This window comes from Pseudomonas sp. zfem003, from assembly GCF_032621675.1.
GTDB lineage: Bacteria > Pseudomonadota > Gammaproteobacteria > Pseudomonadales > Pseudomonadaceae > Metapseudomonas > Metapseudomonas otitidis.
The window spans coordinates 207,527-230,840 of record NZ_JAVYJG010000005.1; the positions used below are offsets into that span (position 1 = coordinate 207,527).

Here is a 23,314-nt window from a genome sequence, read left to right on the forward strand (position 1 = left end):
CCATGGCCAACGCACGCCTGCTCTACGTGATGGACCCCATGTGCTCCTGGTGCTGGGGGTTCGCCCCGGTGGCCGGAGCGCTGATCGAGCAGGCGCGTGACGCCGGCGTGCCGCTGCGCCTGGTGGTCGGTGGCCTGCGCACCGGCCAGGGCGCGGCGCTGGAGCCGACCACGCGGCGCTATATCCTCGAACACTGGCACGCCGTCGAGCAGGCCACCGGCCAGCCGTTCCGCTTCGACGGCGCGCTGCCCGACGGCTTCGTCTACGACACCGAACCGGCGTGCCGGGCCCTGGTGGCCGCGCGCGGACTCGACGAGGACGCCACCTGGGCGCTGGCCCGCAGCATCCAGCACGCCTTCTATGCACAAGGCCAGGACGTGACCCAGGCCCAGCAACTGGTGGCCCTGGCCGAAACCGCCGGCATCCCGCGCATCGAGTTCGCCGAGGCCTTCGATGACCCGGCCACCCGCCAGGCCACCGCCGAGGACTTCACCTGGGTGCAGGACCTGGGCATCGCCGGCTTCCCCACCCTGCTGGCCGAGCGCGATGGCCAGCTGGCCCTGCTGACCAACGGCTACCAGCCGCTGAGTGACCTGCAACCGCTGCTGGGCCGCTGGCTGGAGCGCATCGCCCATGGTTGACCAGCTGAGCTGGGCGGAGATCCGCCGCCTCGCCCTGCGCCACCGCAAGGCCCTCTGGCTGGCCAACGGCGTGGCCATCCTCGCCGCGCTCTGCGCCGTGCCGATCCCGCTGCTGCTGCCGCTGCTGGTGGACGAAGTGCTGCTGGGCAAGGGCGACGCCGCCCTGCGCTTCATGGACGGCTTCCTGCCCGATGCCTGGCAGGGGCCGGTGGGCTACATCGGCCTGATGCTGGCCGTCACCCTGGTGCTGCGCAGCTGCGCCCTGGTGTTCAACGTGCTGCAGGCGCGCCTGTTCGCCCGCCTCTCCAAGGACGTGGTGTACCGCCTGCGGGTGCGCCTGATCGAACGCCTCAAGCGCATCTCCCTCGGCGAGTACGAAAGCCTCGGCGGCGGCACCGTCTCGGCCCACCTGGTGACCGACCTGGACACCCTGGACAAGTTCATCGGCGAGACCCTCAGCCGCTTCCTGGTGGCCATGCTCAGCCTGGTGGGCACCGCCGGCATCCTGATGTGGATGCACTGGAAGCTGGCGCTGCTGATCCTGCTGTTCAACCCGCTGGTGATCTACGCCACGGTGCAGCTGGGCAAGCGCGTGAAGCACCTGAAGAAGCTGGAGAACGACAGCACCGCCCGCTTCACCCAGGCCCTGACCGAGACCCTGGAGGCCATCCAGGAGATCCGCGCCGGCAACCGCCAGGGCTTCTTCCTCGGCCGCCTCGGCGAACGGGCGCGGGAAGTGCGCGACTACGCGGTGGCCTCGCAATGGAAGAGCGACGCCGCCGGGCGCACCAGCGGCCTGCTGTTCCAGTTCGGCATCGACGTGTTCCGTGGCGCGGCGATGCTCACCGTGCTGTTTTCCGACCTGTCCATCGGCCAGATGCTGGCGGTGTTCAGCTACCTCTGGTTCATGATCGGCCCGGTGGAGCAGTTGCTCGGCCTGCAGTACGCCTTCTACGCCGCCGGCGGCGCACTGAGCCGCCTCAACGAGCTGCTGGCACGGGCCGACGAGCCGCAGTACCCGCCGCGCATCGACCCCTTCGCCGACCACCGCACCGTGGGCGTCGAGGTGCGCGGCCTGCGCTTCGCCTACGGCGAGGAGCCGGTGCTGGACGGCCTCGACCTGACCATCGCCCCTGGCGAGAAGGTCGCCATCGTCGGCGCCAGCGGCGGTGGCAAGAGCACCCTGGTGCAGCTGTTGCTGGGCCTCTACACGCCCCAGGCCGGCAGCATCCGCTTCGGCGGCGCCAGCCTGGAGGAGATCGGCCTGGAGCGGGTGCGCGAACACGTCGCGGTGGTGCTGCAGCACCCGGCGCTGTTCAACGACAGCGTGCGCGCCAACCTGACCATGGGCCGCGAGCGCAGCGACGAGGCCTGCTGGCAGGCCCTGGAGATCGCCCAGCTGGCCGAGACCATCCGCGCCCTGCCCAAGGGCCTGGACAGCATCGTCGGGCGCTCCGGCGTGCGCCTGTCCGGCGGCCAGCGCCAGCGCCTGGCCATCGCCCGGATGGTGCTGGCCGAGCCAAAGGTGGTGATCCTCGACGAGGCCACCTCGGCCCTGGACGCGGCCACCGAGTACGCCCTGCACCAGGCCCTGGCGCGCTTCCTCGCCGGCCGTACCACCCTGGTCATCGCCCATCGCCTGTCGGCGGTGAAGCAGGCCGACCGGGTACTGGTGTTCGACGGCGGGCGCATCGCCGAGGACGGCGACCACCAGCGCCTGATCGACCACGGCGGCCTCTACGCCCGTCTCTACGGCCACCTGCAGCACTGAGCCGCCCCCTGCGTCACGTTGGCGCACCAGCCTGTCAAGCAAACGTTACGCCCGCACCCGGCATTGCCGGGGCGCGGGGCGGTGCTGTCAGGAAAAGCTGCCGCGCCCAGCGCCGGCCAGCACAGTTCCGGTGCGCGACTGTGCCTTGTTTCGCTCCGGTGCGGCGGGGTCAGATGGCCGCGCTCGACCGACAAGAACAACAACCGGAGGTCACCGTGACCCCAGCCTTGCTGCCCGGCGCCCGCGTGCGCCTCCCCGCCCTCGCCCTGCCCGCCTGTGGCCCGGTGGTGCCGGCGCGCATCCTCCCACCTGCGCCTGTACAATCGCGGCCCCCACTCGGGGACGTGCCCATGCACGGCCACTAAAGGTCAACCGCCTTGCCCACGCCGCCGCGCCACAAGCGCAGCGGGTTCGATTTCCGTCACGACAACAAGAAAAGGTGACGCCATGCACGACGCGCAACACACCGGTTCGCTCAAGCGCGGCCTGAAGAACCGCCACATCCAGCTCATCGCCCTCGGTGGCGCCATCGGCACCGGCCTGTTCCTCGGCTCCGCCGGGGTGCTCAAGTCCGCCGGGCCGTCGATGATCCTCGGCTACGCCATCTGCGGTTTCATCGCCTTCCTGATCATGCGCCAGCTCGGCGAGATGATCGTCGACGAGCCGGTCGCCGGCTCCTTCAGCCACTTCGCGCACAAGTACTGGGGCGGCTTCGCCGGCTTCCTCTCGGGCTGGAACTGCTGGGTGCTGTACATCCTGGTGGGCATGTCCGAACTCACGGCGGTGGGCAAGTACATCCACTTCTGGTGGCCCGACGTGCCCACCTGGGCCACGGCCGCAGCCTTCTTCGTGCTGGTCAACGCCATCAACCTGGCCAACGTGAAGCTGTTCGGCGAGGCCGAGTTCTGGTTCGCCATGATCAAGGTGGTGGCCATCGTCGGCATGATCGTCCTCGGCTGCTGGCTGCTGTTCAGCGGCAACGGCGGCGAGCAGGCCAGCGTCACCAACCTCTGGACCCACGGCGGCTTCTTCCCCAACGGCATCAGCGGGCTGGTGATGGCCATGGCCTTCATCATGTTCTCGTTCGGCGGGCTGGAGATGCTCGGCTTCACCGCCGCCGAGGCGGAGAAACCCGGCCAGGTGATCCCCAAGGCGATCAACCAGGTGATCTGGCGCATCCTGATCTTCTACGTCGGCGCCCTGGTGGTGCTGCTCGCCCTCAGCCCCTGGGATGCCCTGCTGGCCAGCATCAGCAGCGCCGGCGACCCGTACAGCGGCAGCCCCTTCGTGAAGATCTTCGCGCTGATCGGCAGCGACACCGCCGCCCACCTGCTGAACTTCGTGGTGCTGACCGCCGCGCTGTCGGTCTACAACAGCGGCACCTACTGCAACGGTCGCATGCTGGTGGGCCTGGCCGAACAGGGCGACGCCCCCCGCGCCCTGGCCCGTGTGGACAAGCGCGGCGTGCCGGTGCCGGCACTGGTGGTGTCGGCCCTGGTGACCGGGCTGGCGGTGCTGGTGAACTACGTGCTGCCGCACAACGCCCTGGAACTGCTGATGTCCCTGGTGGTGGCCACCCTGGTGATCAACTGGGCGATGATCAGCTACGCCCACCTCAAGTTCCGCCAGCACAAGGACCGCGAGGGCGTGCGCACCGCCTTCCGCGCCTTCTGGTCGCCCTTCGGCAACTGGCTGTGCCTGGCCTTCGTGGCGTTCATCCTCGGGGTGATGCTGCTGACCCCCGGCATCAACGTCTCGGTCTATGCCATCCCCGTGTGGCTGCTGGTGATGGGCGGCTGCTACCGCCTCAAGCTCAGCCGCGCTGCCCAGGCCCGCAACGCGCTGGCCGCCGGCTGACGCCACGCCCCCTGCCCGGCCGGGCAGGGGGCACCTTCCTCAGGACAGGACGCTGCGGTCGAAGGTGAACAGCCCACCCGCGCCGGGTCGGTGCTCCAGCACCTTCTGCGGGCGGCCCATCTTCGGGTGATTCTGCTCGCCGGTGTCGACGATCCAGCCCTGCCCCTTCATCTTCTCCAGCCGCCCGCGCAGGGTGGTGTGCTGCACCGGCTGGCCGAGGCAGGCCTGGAAGGCGCCGAGGGCTTCGGTGACGGTGAAGCGCGGCGCCAGCAGGTGCAGCGGCAGCGAGGTGTAGACCGACTTGCTCGACAACCGCTCGCGGGCCTGGGCCACCAGCTGGTCGTGGTCGAAGGGCAGGCCCGCCAGCCCCTCCAGGGGGGCGAAGCGCAGGTCGTCGGCGGTCACTTCGGTGTCCGGCGCCAGGAGCGCCAGGTAGAAGGTGGACAGCGACCAGCCCCGGGGGTCGCGCCGGGCATTGCCCACCGTGGCCACCTGTTCCAGGTGCTGCGGCTCGACCCGCGCCTTGCCGCCCAGGGCACGCTTGGCGGCGGCGTCGAGGTCGTCGTCGGCGCAACGGCCGTTGACCAGCACACCGGGCAGCGCCCATTCCCCTTCGAAGGGCCCCTGGGCCCGGCGGATCAGCAGCACGTCAAGGCCTTGGGCCGGATCGAGGCGCAGTGCGACGATGTCGACGCTGGCCAGTACCTGTGCGGAACTCATTGCATCTCCCTATAGACAGCTAGATCACCGGCCACTTCCGGCAGGCACCAGGCGGCCGGCAGTGGTCGTCCTTCCCGCAGGTGCAGGCGAATGGCGGAACTGTGCAGCACCCGCGTCTCCTTCGCCACCAACAGGCCGAAATCCCGGCGCAACTCGGCGCCCCGGTGGAAGCCCGGCAGGTGTTCGAGGTTGTCCTCGCCGATCACCAGCGCCATGGCCTCCGAGGCCACGCCATGGGCCTCGGCCAGGGCGTACATGAGGTCGTAGCTGTACACCGCCCCCTGCCCCGGCGACAGGCGCGCCTCGATGGGCTCGCACAGCACCCGCTGCGGGTCGATGCGCTGGGCCAGGCGCTCCAGCCAGGCGCAGCGCAGGGCGAAGTCCACCATGCGCTTGCCGTGGGCGTGGCGGTGGCTGGGCACCAGCAGCACCCGGTCGGCCACCGCCAAGGCACGGCGGACCACCGTCTCGTGCCCCGGGTGCGGCGGGTCGAAGGCGCCGCCGTAGACCGCCAGGCGAAAACGCAGGGTGCCGGCCCGTTGGCTGCCGGCGGCGTAGGCGGCCAGGCTTGCCGAGGGATTCGAAGGCGGATGGCTGCTCACTTTTCCACTCCTTCCTGAAAAACGCTTGACGACATATTACACCAGATGGAATATGTAGCCAGCCGCCACCGAGAAAGGAACGCAGCCATGAAGATCGCCAGCTTCGACGTCGACGCCCAGAAGGGCTTCACCCCGCTCTGCCCGGACGAACTGCCGGTGCCCGGCGGCGACGAGATCGCGGCGCACCTGAACCTGCTGGCCCGCCGCGCCACCCTGCGCATCGGCAGCAAGGACGCCCACAGCCCCAGCGCCCCCTGGGTGGTGGGCAGCCACGCGGAGATGCTCGCACCGCTGCCCCTGGCCGATGCCGACCTCACCTGGGTCAGCCACTGCGTGCCCGGCACCGCCGGCTTCGAGCTGCTGGACGAACTGCCCCGCCCGCTGGACTACGACTACTTCGTGTGGAAGGGCGTGGAGCCCGACCTGCACCCCTACGGCGCCTGCTACCACGACCTGGCGGAACGCCGCAGCACCGGGGTGATCGAATTCCTCCGGCAGAACGCGGTCAGCCATGTGCTGGTCGGCGGCCTGGCGCTGGACTACTGCGTGAAAACCACGGCCCTGCAACTGCGCCGCGCCGGCTTTGAGGTTATCGTCTACCTCCCCGCCTGCCGTGCCATTGCCGAGGCCACCGCCGACACCGCTCGGCTCGAGATGAATGCAGCGGGCGTCGTCCTGTGCGCCGGCGAAGCCGAGCTGGACGCCCTGCTCAACCGCACCACCTGGGAGTGCTGAAGATGGCCGAGAGCGTGTTTTCCGACCGCATCGTGCAGAACCTGCTGGACACCGATTTCTACAAGCTGACGATGATGCAGGCGGTCCTGCACAACTACCCCAACGCCGAGGTGGAATGGGAGTTCCGCTGCCGCAATGCCGAGGACCTGACGCCCTACCTGGCGGAGATCCGCTACCAGATCGAGCGCCTGGCCGAGATCAGCGTCACCGCCGACCAACTGGCCTTCCTCGAGCGCATCCCCTTCATCAAGCCGGACTTCATCCGCTTCCTCAGCCTGTTCCGCTTCAACATGCGCTACGTCCAGGCCGGGGTCGAAGACGGCCAGTTGTGCATCCGCCTGCGCGGCCCCTGGCTGCACGTGATCCTCTTCGAGATCCCGCTGCTGGCCATCGTCAGCGAGGTGCGCAACCGCTACCGCTACCGCGAGGTGGTGATCGAGCAGGCCAGCGAGCGCCTCTACGAGAAGCTCGACTGGCTCAAGCGCGAAGCCAGCCCGAGCGAGCTGGAGGGCTTCCAGGTGGCCGACTTCGGCACCCGCCGGCGCTTCTCCTACCGGGTGCAGGAGGAGATGGTGCACATCCTCAAGCGCGACTTCCCCGGGCGCTTCGTCGGCACCAGCAACGTGCACCTGGCCCGCGAGTTCGGCATCAAGCCGATCGGCACCATGGCCCACGAATGGCTGATGGCCCACCAGCAGCTCGGCCCGCGCCTGATCGACAGCCAGATCGCCGCGCTGGACTGCTGGGTCCGCGAGTACCGGGGCCTGCTCGGCATCGCGCTGACCGACTGCATCACCACCGATGCCTTCCTGCGCGATTTCGACCTGTACTTCGCCAAGCTCTTCGACGGCCTGCGGCACGACTCCGGGGACCCGCTGGAGTGGGCCGAAAAATGCATTCGCCACTACGAGAAGCTCGGTATAGACCCGCTCTCCAAGACCCTCGTATTCTCCGACGGTCTCGACCTGCCCAAGGCGCTGGAGCTGTACCGCGCCCTGCATGAGCGCATCCATGTCAGCTTCGGCATCGGCACGCGGCTGACCTGCGACATCCCCGGGGTCGAACCGATGAACATCGTCATCAAGATGACCGCCTGCAACGGCCAGCCGGTGGCGAAGCTCTCCGACACGCCGGGCAAGACCCAGTGCCGCGACGAGAACTTCGTGACCTACCTGAAACATGTATTCCGCGTGGACGCACGCTGAGGAGACCCCCATGAGCAACCGTCAGCAAGAAATCGCCCAAGCCCTCGCCGTGGTCCCGCCCTTCGCCGACCAGGCCGCCCTGGTGGCGGAAGTCGAGCGGCGCAAGGCCTTCATCAAGGACTGCCTGCGCACCTCCGGCCTCAAGGTGCTGGTGCTGGGCATCAGCGGCGGCGTCGACTCCACCACCGCCGGCCGCCTGGCCCAGCTCTCGGTGGAAGAGCTGCGCGCCGAGACCGGCGATGACGGCTACCGCTTCATCGCGGTGCGCCTGCCCTACAACGTGCAGCACGACGAGGCCGACGCCCAGGTGGCGATGAACTTCATCCGCGCCGATGAGGAAGAGACGGTCAACATCGCCGACAGCGTGGTCGGCCTGGCCGAGCAGGTCACCCACCTCAACCACCTGACCGACGCCCGCCGCGACTTCGTCACCGGCAACATCAAGGCGCGCATCCGCATGGTGGCGCAGTTCGCCATCGCCAACGCCAACAACGGCCTGGTGATCGGCACCGACCACGCCGCCGAAGCGGTGATGGGCTTCTTCACCAAGTTCGGCGACGGCGCCTGCGACCTGGCCCCGCTCTCCGGCCTGGTGAAAGGCCAGGTGCGTGCCATCGCCGCCTACCTGGGGGCGCCGAACAGCGCCGTGAACAAGGTGCCGACCGCCGACCTGGAAGAGCTGCGCCCCGGCAAGCCGGACGAGGAGGCCCACGGCGTGAGCTACACCGAGATCGACGCCTTCCTGCACGGCCAGCCGGTCAGCCAGGCGGCCTATGACGCCATCGTCCGCACCTACGACAACACCCGTCACAAGCGCGAGCTGCCGCTGGCGCCCTGAAGCCCTGAAGCCCCAGCGCTTGATGCAAAACGCCCGGCAATGCCGGGCGCTCTGCTGTCTGGGTTCAGGCGACTGGGTCGGGCGGGGGTTCGTCCGGCAGGGTCGGCTCGCCCGGCTCGCGGGACGGGGTGGGTTCACCCGGCTCGCCGGGGTCGCCAGGCACGTGCTGGGCGAAGAAGGGCCAGGGCCGGGTGGCCGGGAGTTCGTGTACGGCGATGGGCATGGCGAGGTTCTCCACGGAGGGGCTGTCCTTGTGGGACGCCACGCAGCCCGTGGGATTCCGGGTCATTCGTCGCCGGGGGCGTCGTAGGTCACGGTGAGGGACGTGACCACCTGGCGATCCGGCCCTTCCAGGCCGTAGTTCCCGGACTGCCCGTAGCCCAGCCAGAGGGTGCTGCTGCCACGCTGGCGCACGTCCGAATACTCGTCGCCATCGCCTTCCAGCCCCTGCATCAGGGTGAGGGCCCGCTCCCGGTCCATGCCGAGGGCCAGTTGCTTGTCCACCACGAAGTCCCAGGTCGCCGCGCCGGGCGCCACCCGCTGCAGCCAGCCCAGGCCGAGCTCGTCGGTGAAGCGGTCGAGGCGCCAGCAGCGCACCTCGGCCAGGCGCCCGTCCTGGAACACCAGCAGCAGGCTGTTGCCGTAGAGCAGGCCCTGGCTGTTGCCGCTCATGGGCAGCCGGACAGTGGGCTCGCCCAGGGCCTGGACGAAGCGCTCCGGCGAGGCATCCGCGGGCAGGCCGAACACCTCGCGGTCACCGATTACCGAGAGGGTACGGGCGTGGGCCAGGGGCAGGGACAGGCACAGGGCGAGGCCAAGGGCGAAGAGGCGTTTCATCGGTGAAGCTCCCGGGTCCGTGGGTTCAGGGGGTGGCCAGGCTGGCCTCGTCCTCGGCGGCCAGGCGGTAGCCCTTGCCGTAGACGGTCTGGATCAGTTGCGGGCGGTTGGCGTTGACCTCCAGCTTGCGGCGCAGGCGCACGATCAGGGCGTCCACGGTACGGGCGTCGACTTCCTCGTCGTCGTCCTGGCCCCGGCGCAGGCACTGCATGAGGTCGTGGCGGTTGACCGCGCTGCCCCGGCGCTCGATGAGGCCGATCAGCAGGGCGAACTCGCCAGGGGTGAGCACCACGTCCTGGCCGGCGGCGTCGCTGATGCGGCGGCGCAGCAGGTCGACGCGGAAGCGCCCGAGGCGCACGGAGAAGTCGGCCTCGCGCTCACCCTGGCCACAGCGGCGCAGCAGGCTGCGCACCTGGGCGAGGAGAATGCGCAGGTTCAGCGGCTTGGTCAGGTAGCCGTCGGCACCGGCCTCCAGGCCCACCACGCGGTCGTAGTCCTCGTCCCGCACGGTGACCAGGATGATGCCGAGCTGCGGCTGGCTGCGGCGCAGCTGGGCGGTGATGGTCAGGCCGTCCAGGTCGGGCAGGCCGATGTCCAGCAGCACCAGGGCCGGGCGCAGTTGCTGGACCAGCTCCAGGCAGGCCCGCCCGGAGTCGGTGGCGTGCACCTCGAACCCGGCTTCGCGCAGGTACAGCACCAGCATCTCGCGGATTTCCGGCGCGTCTTCGACCACCAGCAGCTTGTCGACCATCCACAGCCCCTCTTCGTCAGGCGGCGGATTCTGGCGCAAACCGCAGGCGCGTTGCCACCACCTGGATCAAGGGATTGCGCGACCCGCTTCACGCTGCAGGCGTTCCCTGAGCAGCAGCAGGTGGCGCTCCAGGATCGCCAGCAGCTCGGGCACCTGGTCCGGCCGTTCGGTGCGCTCGGCGGCCTGGGCCAGGCTGTCCAGCCCGAAGTTCAGGGTGCTGCCGCGCAGGCGGTGGCACAGGGCGCTCAGTTCCAGGCGGGCTGCCTCGGGGGCCTCGGGCAGGTGCGCCAGGGCGTCGCGCACCTCCTCCAGGGAGGCCACCAGGGTGGGCAGCAGGCGGTCGAACAGGGCGTGACCGAGCCAACCGCGCAGTGCCTCCAGGCGCGCCTCGGAGAACTCCTCGGCCTGGGTGGTCGGGGCTTCGCCGGGGATGTCCCAGTCCTCCAGCACGGCCAGCAGGGCCTCGCGCCGCAGGGGCTTGCCGAGCACCGCGCGCAAGCCGGCCTCGCGCCACTGGCGCGGGTCCAGGTCCCGCGCGTTGGCGGTCAGGGCCACCAGCAGGGGCGGTGTCGAGCGGGCCTGCTGGAGGATCAGCCGGCTGGCGGTGAGGCCGTCGATGTCCGGCAGGCGCAGGTCCATCAGCACCAGGTCGAAGGTGCCCGTGGCGCAGGCCTCGACGCCTTCGCGGCCATCCCGGGCGGTGCTCACCTGGCAGCCCCAGCGCTCCAGCAGTTCGGCGGTCACCAGGCGGTTCACCTCCACGTCTTCCACCAGCAGCACCCGCAGGCCCTGCAACAGTGCGGCGGCTTCGTCTTCCTCCTCCGCTGCCGGGGCTTCGGCCGGCTGCCAGGGCAGCCAGAGGTCGATGCGCGTGCCCTGGCCGGGGGCGCTGTCCAGCGCCAGGCGGGCCCCCATCAGCGCGGCCAGGCGGGCGCTGATGTAGAGCCCCAGGCCGATGCCGGGCTGGCCTGCTTCGGGGTCGCGGACGAAGGCCTCGAACAGGGTCGGCTGCAGTTCGTGGCGGATGCCGGGGCCGGTGTCGGCCACCCGCAGGGCCAGGCCCTGGCTGCTGCGTTCGAGGATCACCAGCACCTGGCCCTGGTCGGTGAACTTGAGGGCGTTGCCCAGCAGGTTGTAGAGCACCTGGCGCAACGGCTGGGGGTGCCCCAGCACGTAGGCGGGCAGGTCGTCGGCACAGCGGGTGAGCAGGCGCAGGCCACGAGCCTCGGCCTGGGGCCGGAAGATGGCGGCGCACTCCTCCACCAGGCGCTCCGGGGAGAACACCTGGGCCGGCGGCAGCTCGAGCTTCTCGGCGCGGGACAGCAGCATCAGCCCGTCGAGCACGTCGGTGAGGCTCTGGGCGGCGACGCGCACGGTGTCCAGGCGATGGCGCTGCTGCTCGTCCAGGCCGTCGCCCTGCAGCAGGTGCAGGTGCCCCTGGATGGCCACCAGCGGGGTACGCAGCTCGTGGCTGAGCATGGCCTGGCGCTCCAGGGACTGCTGGGCCTCGTGCAGGGCCTGGTCGCGGGCCACCGCCAGGGCCTGGGTGCGTTCCTCCACGCGGGCTTCCAGGGAGGCGTTGAGGCGCTGCAGGTCCCGGCTCAGCTGCTTGCTGCGCTGCAGGGCGTCGATCACCCGGCTGCCCACCACCACGCCGTGGGAGAGCATGAAGAAGAGGATGCCCAGCGGGATCAGGTTCAGGGTCGGCACGCTGAGGGAGTAGAGCAGCAGGTCGTTGACGATGGTGACGTCCATCACCAGCATCCCGCCCAGCGCCACCAGGGCCCCGGGGCGCCGACGCCGCACGGCCAGCACCAGGGCGCCGAGGAAGTACAGCTCGCAGAGCAGCAGCCAGATGGCGCAGGGGTCCCGCGTCAGGGTGAAGAAGGCCGGCGGTGTCCCCAGGGTGACCAGCGCACCCAGCACGCCCACCGCGACCAGCACGCGCTGCACCCGCCGCGATAGTTCGTCGGGGAACAGGCGCAGCAGCAACACGCCGTAGACCGGGGAGAACAGGTGCCCGGAGAGGTATTCGATGCGGTAGATCCACACCGACGGCCATTGCAGGTAGTGGTCCAGCAGTTCGCCGCTGGACGCCGCGCGCAACCCGGCCAGCACCAGCAGCACGGCGAACGGCAGGCCACCGAGCGCCCGCGCCGCGCTGCGGTCCATCAGGGCCATGAACAGCGCCATCATCAGCGCACCGCCCAGGGTCAGCAGGTACAGGGCGCGCTGGCGGCTGGCGTCCAGCGTCAGGCCGGCCAGGGTGCCGGCACGCACCTCCATGTCGATGCCGCCTTCGTGGTGGAAGTGGTTGGACAGCTCGATCCGCACCGTCACCCGCGTGGCATCGTCAGGCAGCGGCACGATGGCCGACTGCAGGCGCTGCACCTCGTGCTCCGCATCCCCCGGCTGGCCGCGCTCGAAGGCCAGCTCGCCGTTGATCCAGACCCGCGCTGCGGACTTGAAGTCGTCGAAGTACAGCGCCAGGGGTTCCGGGTAATCGGGCAGCAGCAGCTCGCTGGTCAGCTCGATGCGACCGAAGCCCACCTCGCCCCAGGGCTTGCGGGTGCCGTCCTTCCAGGTGAAGGGCAGCGGCACCTCCTGCTCCGCCCGTGCCGGCTCCAGCCAGGTCAGCCGCCAGGTGCCGTCGAGCACGTGCAGGGCGCCCCGTGCCGGGTCCCAGGCCCGCAGGTCGTTCAGCGGTTCGGCCTGGGCGGCCCAGGCCGGCAGCCACAGCGACAGGCAGAGGAACAGGTACAGGCGCAATCGGGACACGGGAAACCCTCGGCGGGCGGCTGGCTTCAAGGAAAGGCGCTGGCGGGGCGCCACTCACGAAAAAGCCGGGCAATGCCCGGCTTTTCCGACAGAAGGTGTGAGTCAGGCTTTCGGCAATGTCACGCCGACCTGGCCCTGGTACTTGCCGCCCCGGTCCTTGTAGGACACCTCGCAGGCCTCGTCCGATTGCAGGAAGAGCATCTGCGCCACGCCTTCGTTGGCGTAGATCTTCGCCGGCAGGTTGGTGGTGTTGGAGAACTCCAGGGTCACGTGGCCTTCCCACTCCGGCTCAAGCGGGGTGACGTTGACGATGATGCCGCAGCGGGCATAGGTGCTCTTGCCCAGGCAGATGGTCAGCACGTCGCGGGGGATGCGGAAGTATTCGACGGTACGGGCCAGGGCGAAGGAGTTCGGCGGGATGATGCAGACGTCGCTGTTGATGTCGACGAAGCTCTTCTCGTCGAAGTTCTTCGGGTCCACCACGGCCGAGTGGATGTTGGTGAAGACCTTGAACTCGGCAGCGCAACGCACGTCGTAGCCGTAGCTGGACACCCCGTAGGAGATCACCCGGCTGTCGTCCGCGCCGCGCACCTGGCGCTCGACGAAGGGCTCGATCATGCCGTGTTCCAGTGCCATGCGGCGAATCCACTTGTCCGATTTGATGCTCATGGCGGGTGTTCCTGTGAGGCGAAATTTGACCGCGAATCTTACCGGTCGCGCACGTTCCGGGCAAAGGGCAGCGCCGGGTTCCGTGGCCTGCCGCCCAGCGGCAGCGCGAGGGGCTTGAAGCGTCCGGGCCGCCTGGGACACTGTGGGCCGCCCTCGTGGAGAAAGGACCCACCATGACCATCTGGATCGTCATCCCCGGCCTGTGCGCGGCCGCCTTCGGCTTCACCCTGTGGAAGCGTCGCCGTATCGCCGCCCGGGAACGCCTGATCCGAGCGTTCCGCCCGCCGCCGCGCCTGCTCGACGAGCTGCGCAAACGCCACCCGCAGCTGAGCCTGGAGGATTGCATGCTGGTCTGCGCCGGGCTGCGGCAGTTCTTCCTCTGCTACCTGAAGAGCGGCTTCGGCTATGTGTCCATGCCCTCCCAGGTGGTGGACGACCTGTGGCATGCGCTGATCCTCGACACCCGCGAATACCGGCGCTTCTGCCAGCGCGCCTTCGGCCGCTTCCTCCACCACCGCCCGGCCTGGGCGCTGTCCGGCAAGGCCCGGCAGGCCGACGCCGGCCTGCGGCGCTGCTGGTGGTACGCCTGCGAGCAGGAGCGCATCGACCCGCACACGCCAGGCCGCGTGCCGCTGCTATTCGACCTGGACCGGCGCCTGGGCATCGCCGGCGGCTTCCTCTATGTGGCTGATTGCCGGGGTGTGCGCCGTGACGACCGGGGCGACTCGGGCAGCACCGTCATCTACTGCGGTGGCGACTTCGTCGGCAGCGACAGCAGCTATGACTCCAGCGACTTCGGCGATGGCAGCGGCACGGGCGGCAGCCATCACAGCGGCGACTCATCGAGCGATGGTGGCTCGGACGGTGGCGGGGACAGCGGAGGGGGTTGCGGCGGAGGCTGTGGCGGCGGAGGTGGCGACTGAGCCGCCAATTTGCGTGACGGTCGGTCGACGACAAAGCGCACCATCGCTAGGCTAGGCGCCCTTTTCACTCGGACGGAACCGGAATGATCGACTCGTTTTCACCCCTGCTCTACCTCAGGCTCACCTCCGGATACCTGCGCGGCCTGGACGTGAAGTCCGGAAAGGTGCTCGAGGAACCAACGGTCCTCGCCGTTCGGGCTCAAGCTGGCAAGCGCATACCGGTCGCTATGGGGCAGGCGGCGAAACAGCTTGAAGGCCAGCCCGGAATAGAGCTGCTCAACGGCCTCGACCATCCCCGCACCCTGTTGGCCAACTTCTCCGTAGCCGAGCAAACCCTGAAGCTATTCGTGCGCCAGCTGGCCCCCAAAACCTTCTACAGCGCAGCGCCCGTGCTGGTCATGCACCCGCAGGAGCGCCTGGAAGGCGGGCTGACGCAGCTCGAGACACGCGGGCTGTACGAGCTGAGTCGCTGCGCCGGTGCCCGCAAGGTGCACCTGTGGGTCGGCCGCGAACTGACCCGCGAGGAACTGCGTGCGAAGCAGTTCCCGGCGGAAGGCGGCTCGCTGCTGACGCCCTGAGGTATCAGTCGTCGCTGATGGTGATGCTCGGCATCGCCGTGGCACCCAGGCCGGCCTGGGCGATGCGCGCGCCGACGGTGCGGGCCATCTGCTGGTAGATCATGGCGATCTGGCTTTCGGGGTCGGCCACGGTGGTGGGCTTGCCACCGTCGGACTGCATGCGGATGGCCATGGACAGCGGCAGCGAGGCCAGCAGGTCGACGCCGTACTGGGCCGCCAGCTTCTCGCCACCGCCTTCGCCGAACAGGTGCTCGGCATGGCCGCAGTTGGAGCAGATGTGCACGGCCATGTTCTCCACCACGCCCAGCACCGGGATGTTGACCTTGCGGAACATCTCCACACCCTTCTTGGCGTCCAGCAGGGCCAGGTCCTGCGGGGTGGTGACGATCACGCTGCCGGCCACCGGCACCTTCTGCGCCAGGGTCAGCTGGATGTCGCCGGTGCCCGGGGGCATGTCCACCACCAGGTAGTCGAGGTCGTCCCAGGCGGTCTGGGTGATCAGCTGGATCAGCGCGCCGGAGACCATCGGCCCGCGCCACACCACCGGGGTGTTGTCGTCGGTGAGGAAGGCCATGGACATGACCTGCACGCCATGGGCTGCCAGCGGCACGAAGAACTTCTGGTCGCGCACCTGCGGGCGGGTGCCCTCGGGGATGCCGAACATGATGCCCTGGCTGGGGCCGTAGATGTCCGCATCGAGGATGCCGACGCGGGCGCCTTCGCGGGCCAGGGCCAGGGCCAGGTTGGCGGCGGTGGTGGACTTGCCGACGCCGCCCTTGCCGGAGGCGACGGCGATGATGTTCTTCACGTTGGCCAGGGCCGGCACCTGCTCCTGGGCCTTGTGCGGCTGGATCACGCAGTCCACGCGGACCTCGGCGCGGTCGACGCCGTCGAGGTTCTCCAGGGCCATCTGCAGGGTCTGCGCCCAGCCACTCCTGAACAGCCCGGCCGCGTAGCCCAGCTCCAGGCGCACGCTGACCTTGCCGCCCTGGATGTCGACATCACGCAGGCAACCCGCGCTGACCGGGTCCTGGTTGAGGTGGGGATCGGTGAACTGGCGCAGGGTCGCTTCGACCTGGGCGCGGGAAACGGTGCTCATGGCGGGACTCCAGATAAAGACCGAGCAAAACTGGCGGGTATCCTACCCGAGCCCTCCCGCCACCGGGCCCTCCGGGCGTGAAAAAAAGCCGGCGACTCTTTATAGTTGCCGACTTCCCTTCGTTCCGTATCCGGTAGCCCAGCACCATGACCGAGCCCCGCAAGATCCTTGTGACAAGCGCCCTCCCCTATGCCAACGGTTCCATCCACCTGGGGCATATGGTCGAGTACATCCAGACCGACATCTGGGTGCGCTTCCAGAAGATGCGCGGCAACCAGGCCATCTACGTCTGCGCCGACGACGCTCACGGTTCGGCCATCATGCTGCGCGCCGAGAAGGAGGGCATCACCTCCGAGCAGCTGATCGACAACGTGCGCGCCGAGCACACCACCGACTTCGCCGACTTCCTGGTGGACTTCGACAACTACCACTCCACCCACTCGCCGGAGAACCAGGCGCTGTCGAGCCTGATCTACACCCGCCTGCGCGACGCCGGCCACATCGCCACCCGCCCGGTGACCCAGTACTTCGACCCGGACAAGCAGATGTTCCTGGCCGACCGCTTCATCAAGGGCACCTGCCCGAAATGCGCGGCCGAGGACCAGTACGGCGACAACTGCGAAGTGTGCGGCGCCACCTACGCCCCCACCGAGCTGAAGAACCCCAAGTCGGCCATCTCCGGCGCCACCCCGGTGCTCAAGGAGTCGCTGCACTACTTCTTCAAGCTGCCGGACTTCGACGCCATGCTGAAGCAGTGGACCCGCAGCGGCGCCCTGCAGGAGTCGGTGGCCAACAAGATCGCCGAATGGCTGGACGCCGGCCTGCAGCAGTGGGACATCAGCCGTGATGCGCCCTACTTCGGCTTCGAGATCCCCGACGCGCCGGGCAAGTACTTCTACGTCTGGCTGGATGCCCCCATCGGCTACATGGCCAGCTTCCAGAACCTCTGCGCGCGCCGCCCGGAGCTGGACTTCGACGCCTACTGGGCCAAGGACTCCAGCGCCGAGCTGTACCACTTCATCGGCAAGGACATCGTCAACTTCCACGCTCTGTTCTGGCCCGCCATGCTCGAAGGCGCCGGCTTCCGCAAGCCCACCGCGCTGAACGTGCACGGCTACCTGACCGTCAACGGCCAGAAGATGTCCAAGTCCCGCGGCACCTTCATCAAGGCCCGCACCTACCTGGACCACCTGGACCCGGAATACCTGCGCTACTACTACGCCTCCAAGCTCAGCCGCAGCGTCGACGACCTCGACCTGAACCTGGAGGATTTCGTGCAGAAGGTGAACTCCGACCTGGTGGGCAAGGTGGTCAACATCGCCAGCCGCTGCGCCGGTTTCATCCACAAGGGCAACGGCGGCCGCCTGGTGGCCGAGAATGCCGCGCCGGAGCTGTTCGCCGAGTTCGCCAGCGCCGCACCGAGCATCGCCGAGGCCTATGAGAACCGCGACTTCGCCCGGGCCATGCGCGAGATCATGGCGCTGGCCGACCGCGCCAACGCCTGGATCGCCGACAAGGCGCCCTGGGCCCTGAACAAGCAGGACGGCAAGCAGGCCGAGGTGCAGGCCATCTGCGCCGCCGGCGTGAACCTGTTCCGCCAGCTGGTGATCTTCCTCAAGCCGGTGCTGCCGAACCTGGCCGCCGCCGCCGAGCAGTTCCTCAACGTCGCCCCGCTGAGCTGGAACGACCACCAGGTGCTGCTGGCCGACCACGACCTGAACCCCTTCAACCCGCTGATGACCCGGATCGACCCCGTGAAGATCGACGCCATGATCGCTGCCTCCAAGGAAGACCTCGCCGCCCAGAACGCCGCCCCGGCCCCCGCCGGCAACGGCGAGCTGACCAAGGAGCCGCTGGCTCCGGAAATCGCCTTCGACGCCTTCGCTGCCGTGGACCTGCGCATCGCCCTGATCGAGAAGGCCGAGTTCGTCGAGGGTGCCGACAAGCTGCTGCGCCTGACCCTGGACATCGGTGACGCCAAGCGCAACGTGTTCTCCGGCATCAAGAGCGCCTACCCGGACCCGAGCAAGCTGGAAGGCCGCCTGACCCTGTACGTGGCCAACCTGGCCGCGCGCAAGATGAAGTTCGGCGTCTCCGAAGGCATGGTCCTGGCGGCCGGCCCCGGCGGCGAGGAGATCTACCTGCTCAGCCCCGACAGCGGCGCCAAGCCGGGCCAGCGCGTCAAGTAAGCCGCGCCGCCCTCGCGAAGCGCCTGCCCGGTCACCGGCCAGGCGCTTCGTCGTTTCAGCCCCACGAACACCCTGCAAGGAACGCCCATGATCAAGCACTGGACCCTCCCCTTCCTGCTGGCCCTCACCGCCCTGGCCGGCTGCTCCCCGTCGGACCGCGAGGCGAGCGGCGGTGCCGCCCTCCAGGGCGAAGCCTCCAAGCCCGGCGCCTTCCTCGCCTACGAGCACCAGGTCTCCATCCACCTCGCCGCCGAGGCCGTTGCCCCGCGCCTGGCCGCCACCCGCGAAGCCTGCAACGACGGCCGCTTCGGCACCTGCGAGCTGCTGGCCATCGAGCAGAACCAGGGCGGCTACCGCGCCGGCCAACTGGTGCTGCGTATCGTGCCCGAAGGCGTGGAGAGGATCGTGGCCCTGGCCGCCGAGGGTGGCGAGCTGCAAAGCCGCACCACCCGCGCCGAAGACCTGGCCCAGGCGGTGGGCGACAACGCCCGCACCCGCGAGCGCCTGGAGCGCCAGTACAAGACCCTGCAAGCCTTCCAGGAGCGCAAGGACCTGGCCGTCGCCGACCTGCTGGCCCTGGCCCGGGAGATGGCCGAGCTGGAGGTGCAACTGGCCGCCAATGCCCAGGAGTCCGCCCAGCAGCAACGGCGCATCGCCACCAACCTGCTGACCCTGGACTTCACCACCGACCAACAGCGCCCGAGCCGCCTGTCGCGCATCGGCGAGGCTGCCGCCGGCCTGCTGGACAACGCCACCGAAGGCACCGCCCAGGCCCTGGAGATGCTCGGCTACGGCATTCCCTTCGTGGTCATCCTCTTCCCCCTGGCGCTGCTGGTGCGCGGGCTGTGGCGCCGCGCCACGGGCCGCAACAAGACCGCTGCCCAAGGCTGAACAGGCTGGGACCAGGGTCGCCCCGGGGCGGCCCTGTACCCGCCCGGCGCCATCCCGGATAATACGCGGCCCTTTGTGAACGATCCGGCCCGTCCCGAATCCATGACCGATCTCCTCATCGCGCTGTTGGGCGCCGCCCTGGTCAACAACCTGCTGCTGGCACAGGCAGCGGGTGGCGACGCCCAGCCCCGTCTGCAGGCTCTGGCCCGTGCCGGCGGCCTGATGCTGGCCCTGGGACTGCCCCTGGCCTGGCTGCTCGACCGCCTTCTGCTGGCGCCCCTGGCCCTCGACCACCTGCGCCCGCTGGTGCTGCTGCCCCTGCTGGCGCCCCTGGCCTGGGCCGCGCTGGCGCTGCTCAAGCACCTGCCCGGCACCGCCGACGTACCGAACGGCCTGTTCCCGCTGCTGCTGGGCAATGGTGCGGTACTCGGTGGCCTGTACCTGGCCGCCAGCAGTGGATTCGTCCACGCGCTGGGCCTCGGCCTGGCAGGTGGCATCGGCTTCTGGCTGGCACTGGGGCTGTTCGCCGACCTGATGCAACGGGTCGACGCCGCCGATGTACCCGCGCCCCTGCGCGGTACGCCGATCACCCTGCTCTGCGCCGGCCTCATGGGCGTCGCGCTGATGGGCTTCAACGGCCTGGTGGCGCCATGAGCCAGGCCCTTGTCCAGCGCATCGACGCCCTGCTGCCGCAGACCCAGTGCGGCAAGTGCGGCCACCCCGGCTGCCGCCCCTACGCCGAAGGCATCGCCCAGGGCGAAGCCATCAACAAGTGCCCGCCCGGCGGCCAGGTGACCATTATCGCCCTGGCCGACCTGCTGCTGGTGCCGGTCCTGCCGCTGGACGCGCCCAATGGCCCGGTCCCGCCGCAGGTCGCCTTCATCCGCGAGGCCGAGTGCATCGGCTGCACCAAGTGCATCCAGGCTTGCCCGACCGACGCCATCGTCGGGGCCGCGCGGCAGATGCACACGGTCATCCGCGACGAGTGCACCGGCTGCGAACTCTGCGTCGCGCCCTGCCCGGTGGACTGCATCGACATCCTGCCCCTGGCCGAGCCGGACGCCAGCGCCCAGCGCGAGCGGGCCGACCAGTTCCGCCAGCGCTTCGAGCAGCGCAACGCCCGCCTGGCCCGTGACGAAGCCCGCCGCCAGGCCGAGCGCGAAGCTCGCGCACAGCGCCAGGCCCACGCCCAGGAAAAGGCCCGCAACGAAGCCGCCGCCAGCATCGACCCGGTGCAGGCCGCCATCGAACGGGTCAAGGCCCAGAAGGCCGCCGCCGGCACCCTCAGCGACGAACAGAAGCGCCTCAAGGTTGAGGCGGCCATGGCCCGGGTGGCGCTGTCCCGCGCGGAGAAGCAGTACGCCACCTACGGCACCTCCGACCTCGCCGCCCAGGTGGCCGAGCTCAAGGCCGCCAGCGAGCGGGCGGAAGCCGCCCTGGCCCAAGCCAGCGCCGCCCCCGCGCCGGTCACGGACGAAGCGGCGCTGAAGAAGGCCAAGATCGAAGCCGCCATGAGCCGCGCCCAGTTGGCCAAGGCGCAGAAGGCCTATGGCGCCGAACCGGATGCCGGGCAGCAGGCCCAGCTGGCCGCCCTGCAACAGGCGGTGGATGCCGCCGAGGCCACCCTGGCGCGCCTGCAGGCAGCGCAGCCGGCCACGCCGCCCAGCCCGGGCGAGGCCGCGCTCAAGCAGGCCAAGGTCGCCCTGGTGACCCGTCGGGGCGCGTTGCGCAGCGCCGAGGCCCGTGGCGCGGACGAAGCCGAGCTGGCGCCGCTGCGCCAGGCCCTGGCCGACGCCGAGGCCGCCCAGCATGCCGCCGAGGATGCCTGCGGCAAGGCGCCGCCCGAACTGCAGCGCATCGACAAGCGCCCGGTGGATCAGGCCCTGCGCGCGCTGAAGACCGAGCTGGCCATGGCCCGTGCCGAGGTCAGCCGCCTGGAGCGCCGCCAACCCCGCGACGAGGCTGCCATCGGCCGCGCCCAGGCCCGCCTGGCCGAAGCCGAACGCCGCCTCGGCGAACACCCCGAGGCCTGAGCCCGCCATGGCCAGCGCTCCCGGTTTCGACCCGCGCCCGGCCATGAGCCTGGTGCTGCTGGCGTGCCTGCCGGGCCTGCTGGTCCAGCTCTGGCACTACGGGTTCGGCACCTTGCTGCAACTGGCCCTGGCGATCCCCTGCGCCCTGGCCTGCGAGGCGCTGGTGCGGCGCCTGCGCGGGCAGCACGTCGCCCCGGACGAGGCCCTGTTCGGCCGCCCCTGGCTGGCCGAGGGCAGCGCCCTGGTGACGGCCACCCTGCTGGCCCTGGCCCTGCCGCCCTATAGCCCCGCCTGGCTGACCCTGCTGGCCTGTGCGGCGGCCATCCTGCTGGGCAAGTCGGTCTTCGGCGGTTTCGGCCGCAACCCCTTCAACCCCGCCATGCTCGGCTTCGCCCTGGCCCTGCTGGCCTTCCCGGCGCAGATGGCCCAATGGCCCGTTGCCGGCCAACCCCACGGCCTGCTGGCCGCGCTGCAGCAGGTGCTGGGCCTGGGCAGCGGCCTGGTGGACGGCTGGAGCCAGGCCACGGTGCTGGACAGCCTGCGCCACAACGACCGTCTGACCATCGACGAACTGTTCGCCCGCAACGCCGCCTTCGGCCACCTCGGCGGGCGCGGTGCGGAATGGGTCAACCTGGCCTTCCTCGCCGGCGGCCTGTGGCTGCTGCAGCGTCGGGTGATCCGCTGGCACGCCCCGGTGGGGCTGATCGCCGGGCTGTTCGTCGCCAGCCTGCTGGGCTGGAACGGCAGCGGCTCGGACTCCAACGGCTCGCCGCTGCTGCACCTGCTCTCCGGCGCCACCATGCTCGGCGCCTTCTTCATCGTCACCGAGCCGGTCTCCGGCCCCAGTGCCGACCGGGCGCGGCTGGCATTCGGCCTGGGCGTTGGCGTGCTGGTCTACGTGATCCGCACCTGGGGCGGCTATGCCGACGGCATGGCCTTCGCCGTGCTGCTGATGAACCTGGCGGTGCCGGCGCTGGAGCACTGGGCCCAGCGCGCGAGGCCCTCTCCGTGAACGGGCGCAGCCTCGCGTGCCTGCTGGTGGCCGCCGCCCTGGCGGTGGGCCTGCTCACGGCGCTGCACGGCGTGCTCGCCCCTCGCCAGCAGGCGGCCGCCGAGGCCTCCGCCGAGCGTGCCCTGCTCGACCTGCTGCCCGCCGGCAGCTATGACAACCACCCCCTGCAGGACGCCGTGCCCCTGACCGGGGCTGACGACCTGGGCAGCCCCTCACCGGCCACCGCCTGGCGCGCGCGCCAGGGCGAGCGCCTGGTGGCCGTGCTGCTGCCGGTACGGGCGCGGGGCTATGAAGGGCCCATCGACCTGTTGCTGGCCATCGCGCCGGATGGCCGGCTGCTGCACAGCAAGGTCCTGGCGCACCGGGAAACACCGGGAATCGGCGATCGCATCGAGGCCTCCCGCAGCCCCTGGCTGGGCAGCCTGGCAGGCCGGAACCTGGCGGAGCAGCCGGGGGAATGGCGGGTCCGCGCGGATGGTGGCGATGTCGACCAGATCGCCGGCGCCACCATCACCTCGCGCGCCGTAGTGGCGGGCGTCCAGGCGGGCCTGCGCTACTTCGACGCCCACCGCGACGCCTTGCTGGGGGCCACGCCATGAGCACGCCTGCACGCACCGCTGCATTGCTCGGCCTGGCACCGCTGCTGGGGGCCAGCGACCTGCTGGTGAAAGCCCTGGGCCTGGCCCTGGTTGCCCTGCCCTTGCTGGCCGGAGTCGGGGCCCTGCTGCCTTGGCTGCATCGCCACCTGGCGGGCCGGGCCTTCTGGCTCGGGACGCTGATGCTGGCTGGCTGCGGCGTGGCGCTGGCCGACCAGCTCCTGCGGGCCTTCGCCTACGACCTGCACCAGGCCCTGGGCCCCTGGCTGTGGCTGCTGGCCCTGCCGTGCCTGCACCTGGCGCTGGAGGCACCGGGCCGGGCCAGCGATGGCGTCAGGGCAGGCCTGGCGTTCAGCCTGCTGGCCCTGCTGCTCGGCGCGCTGCGCGAGGGCATCGGCCATGCCAGCCTGCTGGCCCACGGCGACTGGCTGGGCCTGGGGACGCTGGGCCTCACGTTCGCCGCCCATGGCGTCCCGCTCTTCGCCTCGGCGCCGGGAGGGCTTATCCTGCTCGCCCTGCTGTGGGTGCCGCTGCGTCGCGCCTTGCCCTGAGCGCGGTTCGCGCCCCCCCCCCGAATCCACCGTGAAAA

23 protein-coding genes are annotated in these 23,314 nt (G+C 70.1%); 15 read left to right on the forward strand and 8 right to left on the reverse strand.

Translation table 11 applies throughout. From position 1 onward, the window contains the following. The first annotated feature begins 2 nt into the window (after positions 1–2). From RTK35_RS12520 to RTK35_RS12530, 3 genes are all read left to right on the forward strand, one after another. Complete coding sequence (locus RTK35_RS12520; protein ID WP_142011480.1) at positions 3–641, forward strand: DsbA family protein; 639 nt, start codon at positions 3–5, stop codon at positions 639–641. Beyond that, positions 634–2,412 (forward strand): ABC transporter ATP-binding protein, encoded by a 1,779-nt coding sequence (locus RTK35_RS12525; protein ID WP_172432891.1) that lies wholly within the window; start codon positions 634–636, stop codon positions 2,410–2,412. The genes RTK35_RS12520 and RTK35_RS12525 overlap by 8 nt, the downstream gene beginning before the upstream one ends. A gap of 447 nt (positions 2,413–2,859) precedes the next feature. Then, positions 2,860–4,269 carry an amino acid permease gene (locus RTK35_RS12530; protein ID WP_316908151.1) on the forward strand — a complete coding sequence of 470 codons (1,410 nt, stop codon included), beginning with the start codon at positions 2,860–2,862 and terminating at the stop codon, positions 4,267–4,269. A 39-nt stretch (positions 4,270–4,308) separates the two neighbouring features. Here RTK35_RS12530 and RTK35_RS12535 read toward each other — a convergent pair whose 3' ends face one another. Both RTK35_RS12535 and RTK35_RS12540 read right to left on the reverse strand, forming a co-directional pair. Beyond that, on the reverse strand, positions 4,309–4,989 hold the full coding sequence (locus RTK35_RS12535) for an NUDIX hydrolase (protein ID WP_069563427.1): 681 nt from the start codon (positions 4,987–4,989) through the stop codon (positions 4,309–4,311). Beyond that, on the reverse strand, positions 4,986–5,555 hold the full coding sequence (locus RTK35_RS12540; protein ID WP_316908255.1) for an adenylyltransferase/cytidyltransferase family protein: 570 nt from the start codon (positions 5,553–5,555) through the stop codon (positions 4,986–4,988). The genes RTK35_RS12535 and RTK35_RS12540 overlap by 4 nt, the downstream gene beginning before the upstream one ends. An 81-nt stretch (positions 5,556–5,636) precedes the next feature. Between RTK35_RS12540 and RTK35_RS12545 the strand changes: the two genes are divergently transcribed. The 3 genes from RTK35_RS12545 to nadE are packed head-to-tail and all read left to right on the forward strand — an operon-like array spanning position 5,637 to position 8,369. Continuing rightward, complete coding sequence (locus tag RTK35_RS12545; RefSeq protein ID WP_410478653.1) at positions 5,637–6,326, forward strand: nicotinamidase; 690 nt, start codon at positions 5,637–5,639, stop codon at positions 6,324–6,326. Between the two features lie 2 nt (positions 6,327–6,328). Next, the gene (pncB, locus tag RTK35_RS12550; RefSeq protein ID WP_074969206.1) at positions 6,329–7,531 is read left to right on the forward strand and encodes a nicotinate phosphoribosyltransferase; all 1,203 of its coding nucleotides are present in this window, start codon (positions 6,329–6,331) and stop codon (positions 7,529–7,531) included. 10 nt (positions 7,532–7,541) lie between these two features. Next, positions 7,542–8,369, forward strand: a complete 828-nt coding sequence (nadE, locus tag RTK35_RS12555) for an ammonia-dependent NAD(+) synthetase (RefSeq protein ID WP_074969208.1) — start codon at positions 7,542–7,544, stop codon at positions 8,367–8,369. A 64-nt stretch (positions 8,370–8,433) separates the two neighbouring features. On the opposite strand, the gene RTK35_RS12560 is transcribed toward nadE, so the two are convergent. The 5 genes from RTK35_RS12560 to dcd form a co-directional block, all read right to left on the reverse strand. After that, complete coding sequence (locus RTK35_RS12560; protein ID WP_142011487.1) at positions 8,434–8,658, reverse strand: hypothetical protein; 225 nt, start codon at positions 8,656–8,658, stop codon at positions 8,434–8,436. After that, entirely contained in the window at positions 8,655–9,206 is a 552-nt protein-coding gene (locus tag RTK35_RS12565) for a hypothetical protein (RefSeq protein ID WP_052807666.1), read from the reverse strand. Before RTK35_RS12565 ends, RTK35_RS12560 begins: the two co-directional genes overlap by 4 nt. A 25-nt stretch (positions 9,207–9,231) precedes the next feature. After that, positions 9,232–9,957: a response regulator transcription factor gene (locus RTK35_RS12570; protein WP_142011491.1), complete on the reverse strand. Its 726-nt coding sequence runs from the start codon at positions 9,955–9,957 to the stop codon at positions 9,232–9,234. A 66-nt stretch (positions 9,958–10,023) separates the two neighbouring features. Further along, entirely contained in the window at positions 10,024–12,735 is a 2,712-nt protein-coding gene (locus RTK35_RS12575; RefSeq protein ID WP_316908154.1) for an ATP-binding protein, read from the reverse strand. A gap of 102 nt (positions 12,736–12,837) precedes the next feature. After that, the gene (dcd, locus tag RTK35_RS12580; RefSeq protein WP_044413278.1) at positions 12,838–13,404 is read right to left on the reverse strand and encodes a dCTP deaminase; all 567 of its coding nucleotides are present in this window, start codon (positions 13,402–13,404) and stop codon (positions 12,838–12,840) included. A 173-nt stretch (positions 13,405–13,577) separates the two neighbouring features. On the opposite strand from dcd, the gene RTK35_RS12585 reads away from it, so the two are divergent. Together RTK35_RS12585 and RTK35_RS12590 are read left to right on the forward strand one after the other, a co-directional pair. After that, a complete protein-coding gene (locus RTK35_RS12585; RefSeq protein WP_316908155.1) occupies positions 13,578–14,327 on the forward strand; it encodes a hypothetical protein in 750 nt (249 codons plus the stop codon). Between the two features lie 83 nt (positions 14,328–14,410). After that, entirely contained in the window at positions 14,411–14,905 is a 495-nt protein-coding gene (locus RTK35_RS12590; RefSeq protein ID WP_316908156.1) for a rod shape-determining protein, read from the forward strand. Positions 14,906–14,909: 4 nt separating this feature from the next. On the opposite strand, the gene apbC is transcribed toward RTK35_RS12590, so the two are convergent. After that, positions 14,910–16,004: an iron-sulfur cluster carrier protein ApbC gene (apbC, locus tag RTK35_RS12595; RefSeq protein ID WP_316908157.1), complete on the reverse strand. Its 1,095-nt coding sequence runs from the start codon at positions 16,002–16,004 to the stop codon at positions 14,910–14,912. 146 nt (positions 16,005–16,150) lie between these two features. On the opposite strand from apbC, the gene metG reads away from it, so the two are divergent. The 7 genes from metG to RTK35_RS12630 all read left to right on the forward strand — a co-directional run bounded on the left by metG (position 16,151) and on the right by RTK35_RS12630 (position 23,276). Beyond that, entirely contained in the window at positions 16,151–18,193 is a 2,043-nt protein-coding gene (gene metG, locus RTK35_RS12600) for a methionine--tRNA ligase (protein WP_142011499.1), read from the forward strand. Positions 18,194–18,283: 90 nt separating this feature from the next. Then, a complete protein-coding gene (locus RTK35_RS12605) occupies positions 18,284–19,084 on the forward strand; it encodes a DUF4349 domain-containing protein (protein WP_410478668.1) in 801 nt (266 codons plus the stop codon). A 102-nt stretch (positions 19,085–19,186) separates the two neighbouring features. Beyond that, entirely contained in the window at positions 19,187–19,738 is a 552-nt protein-coding gene (locus RTK35_RS12610; RefSeq protein WP_107329834.1) for an Rnf-Nqr domain containing protein, read from the forward strand. Further along, positions 19,735–21,117: an electron transport complex subunit RsxB gene (gene rsxB / locus RTK35_RS12615; RefSeq protein WP_316908159.1), complete on the forward strand. Its 1,383-nt coding sequence runs from the start codon at positions 19,735–19,737 to the stop codon at positions 21,115–21,117. Before RTK35_RS12610 ends, rsxB begins: the two co-directional genes overlap by 4 nt. A gap of 7 nt (positions 21,118–21,124) precedes the next feature. After that, positions 21,125–22,129: an RnfABCDGE type electron transport complex subunit D gene (locus tag RTK35_RS12620; protein WP_316908160.1), complete on the forward strand. Its 1,005-nt coding sequence runs from the start codon at positions 21,125–21,127 to the stop codon at positions 22,127–22,129. Next, positions 22,126–22,728: an RnfABCDGE type electron transport complex subunit G gene (locus RTK35_RS12625; RefSeq protein WP_107329837.1), complete on the forward strand. Its 603-nt coding sequence runs from the start codon at positions 22,126–22,128 to the stop codon at positions 22,726–22,728. The genes RTK35_RS12620 and RTK35_RS12625 overlap by 4 nt, the downstream gene beginning before the upstream one ends. Beyond that, on the forward strand, positions 22,725–23,276 hold the full coding sequence (locus RTK35_RS12630; RefSeq protein WP_316908161.1) for an Rnf-Nqr domain containing protein: 552 nt from the start codon (positions 22,725–22,727) through the stop codon (positions 23,274–23,276). The genes RTK35_RS12625 and RTK35_RS12630 overlap by 4 nt, the downstream gene beginning before the upstream one ends. Positions 23,277–23,314 lie beyond the last annotated feature (38 nt).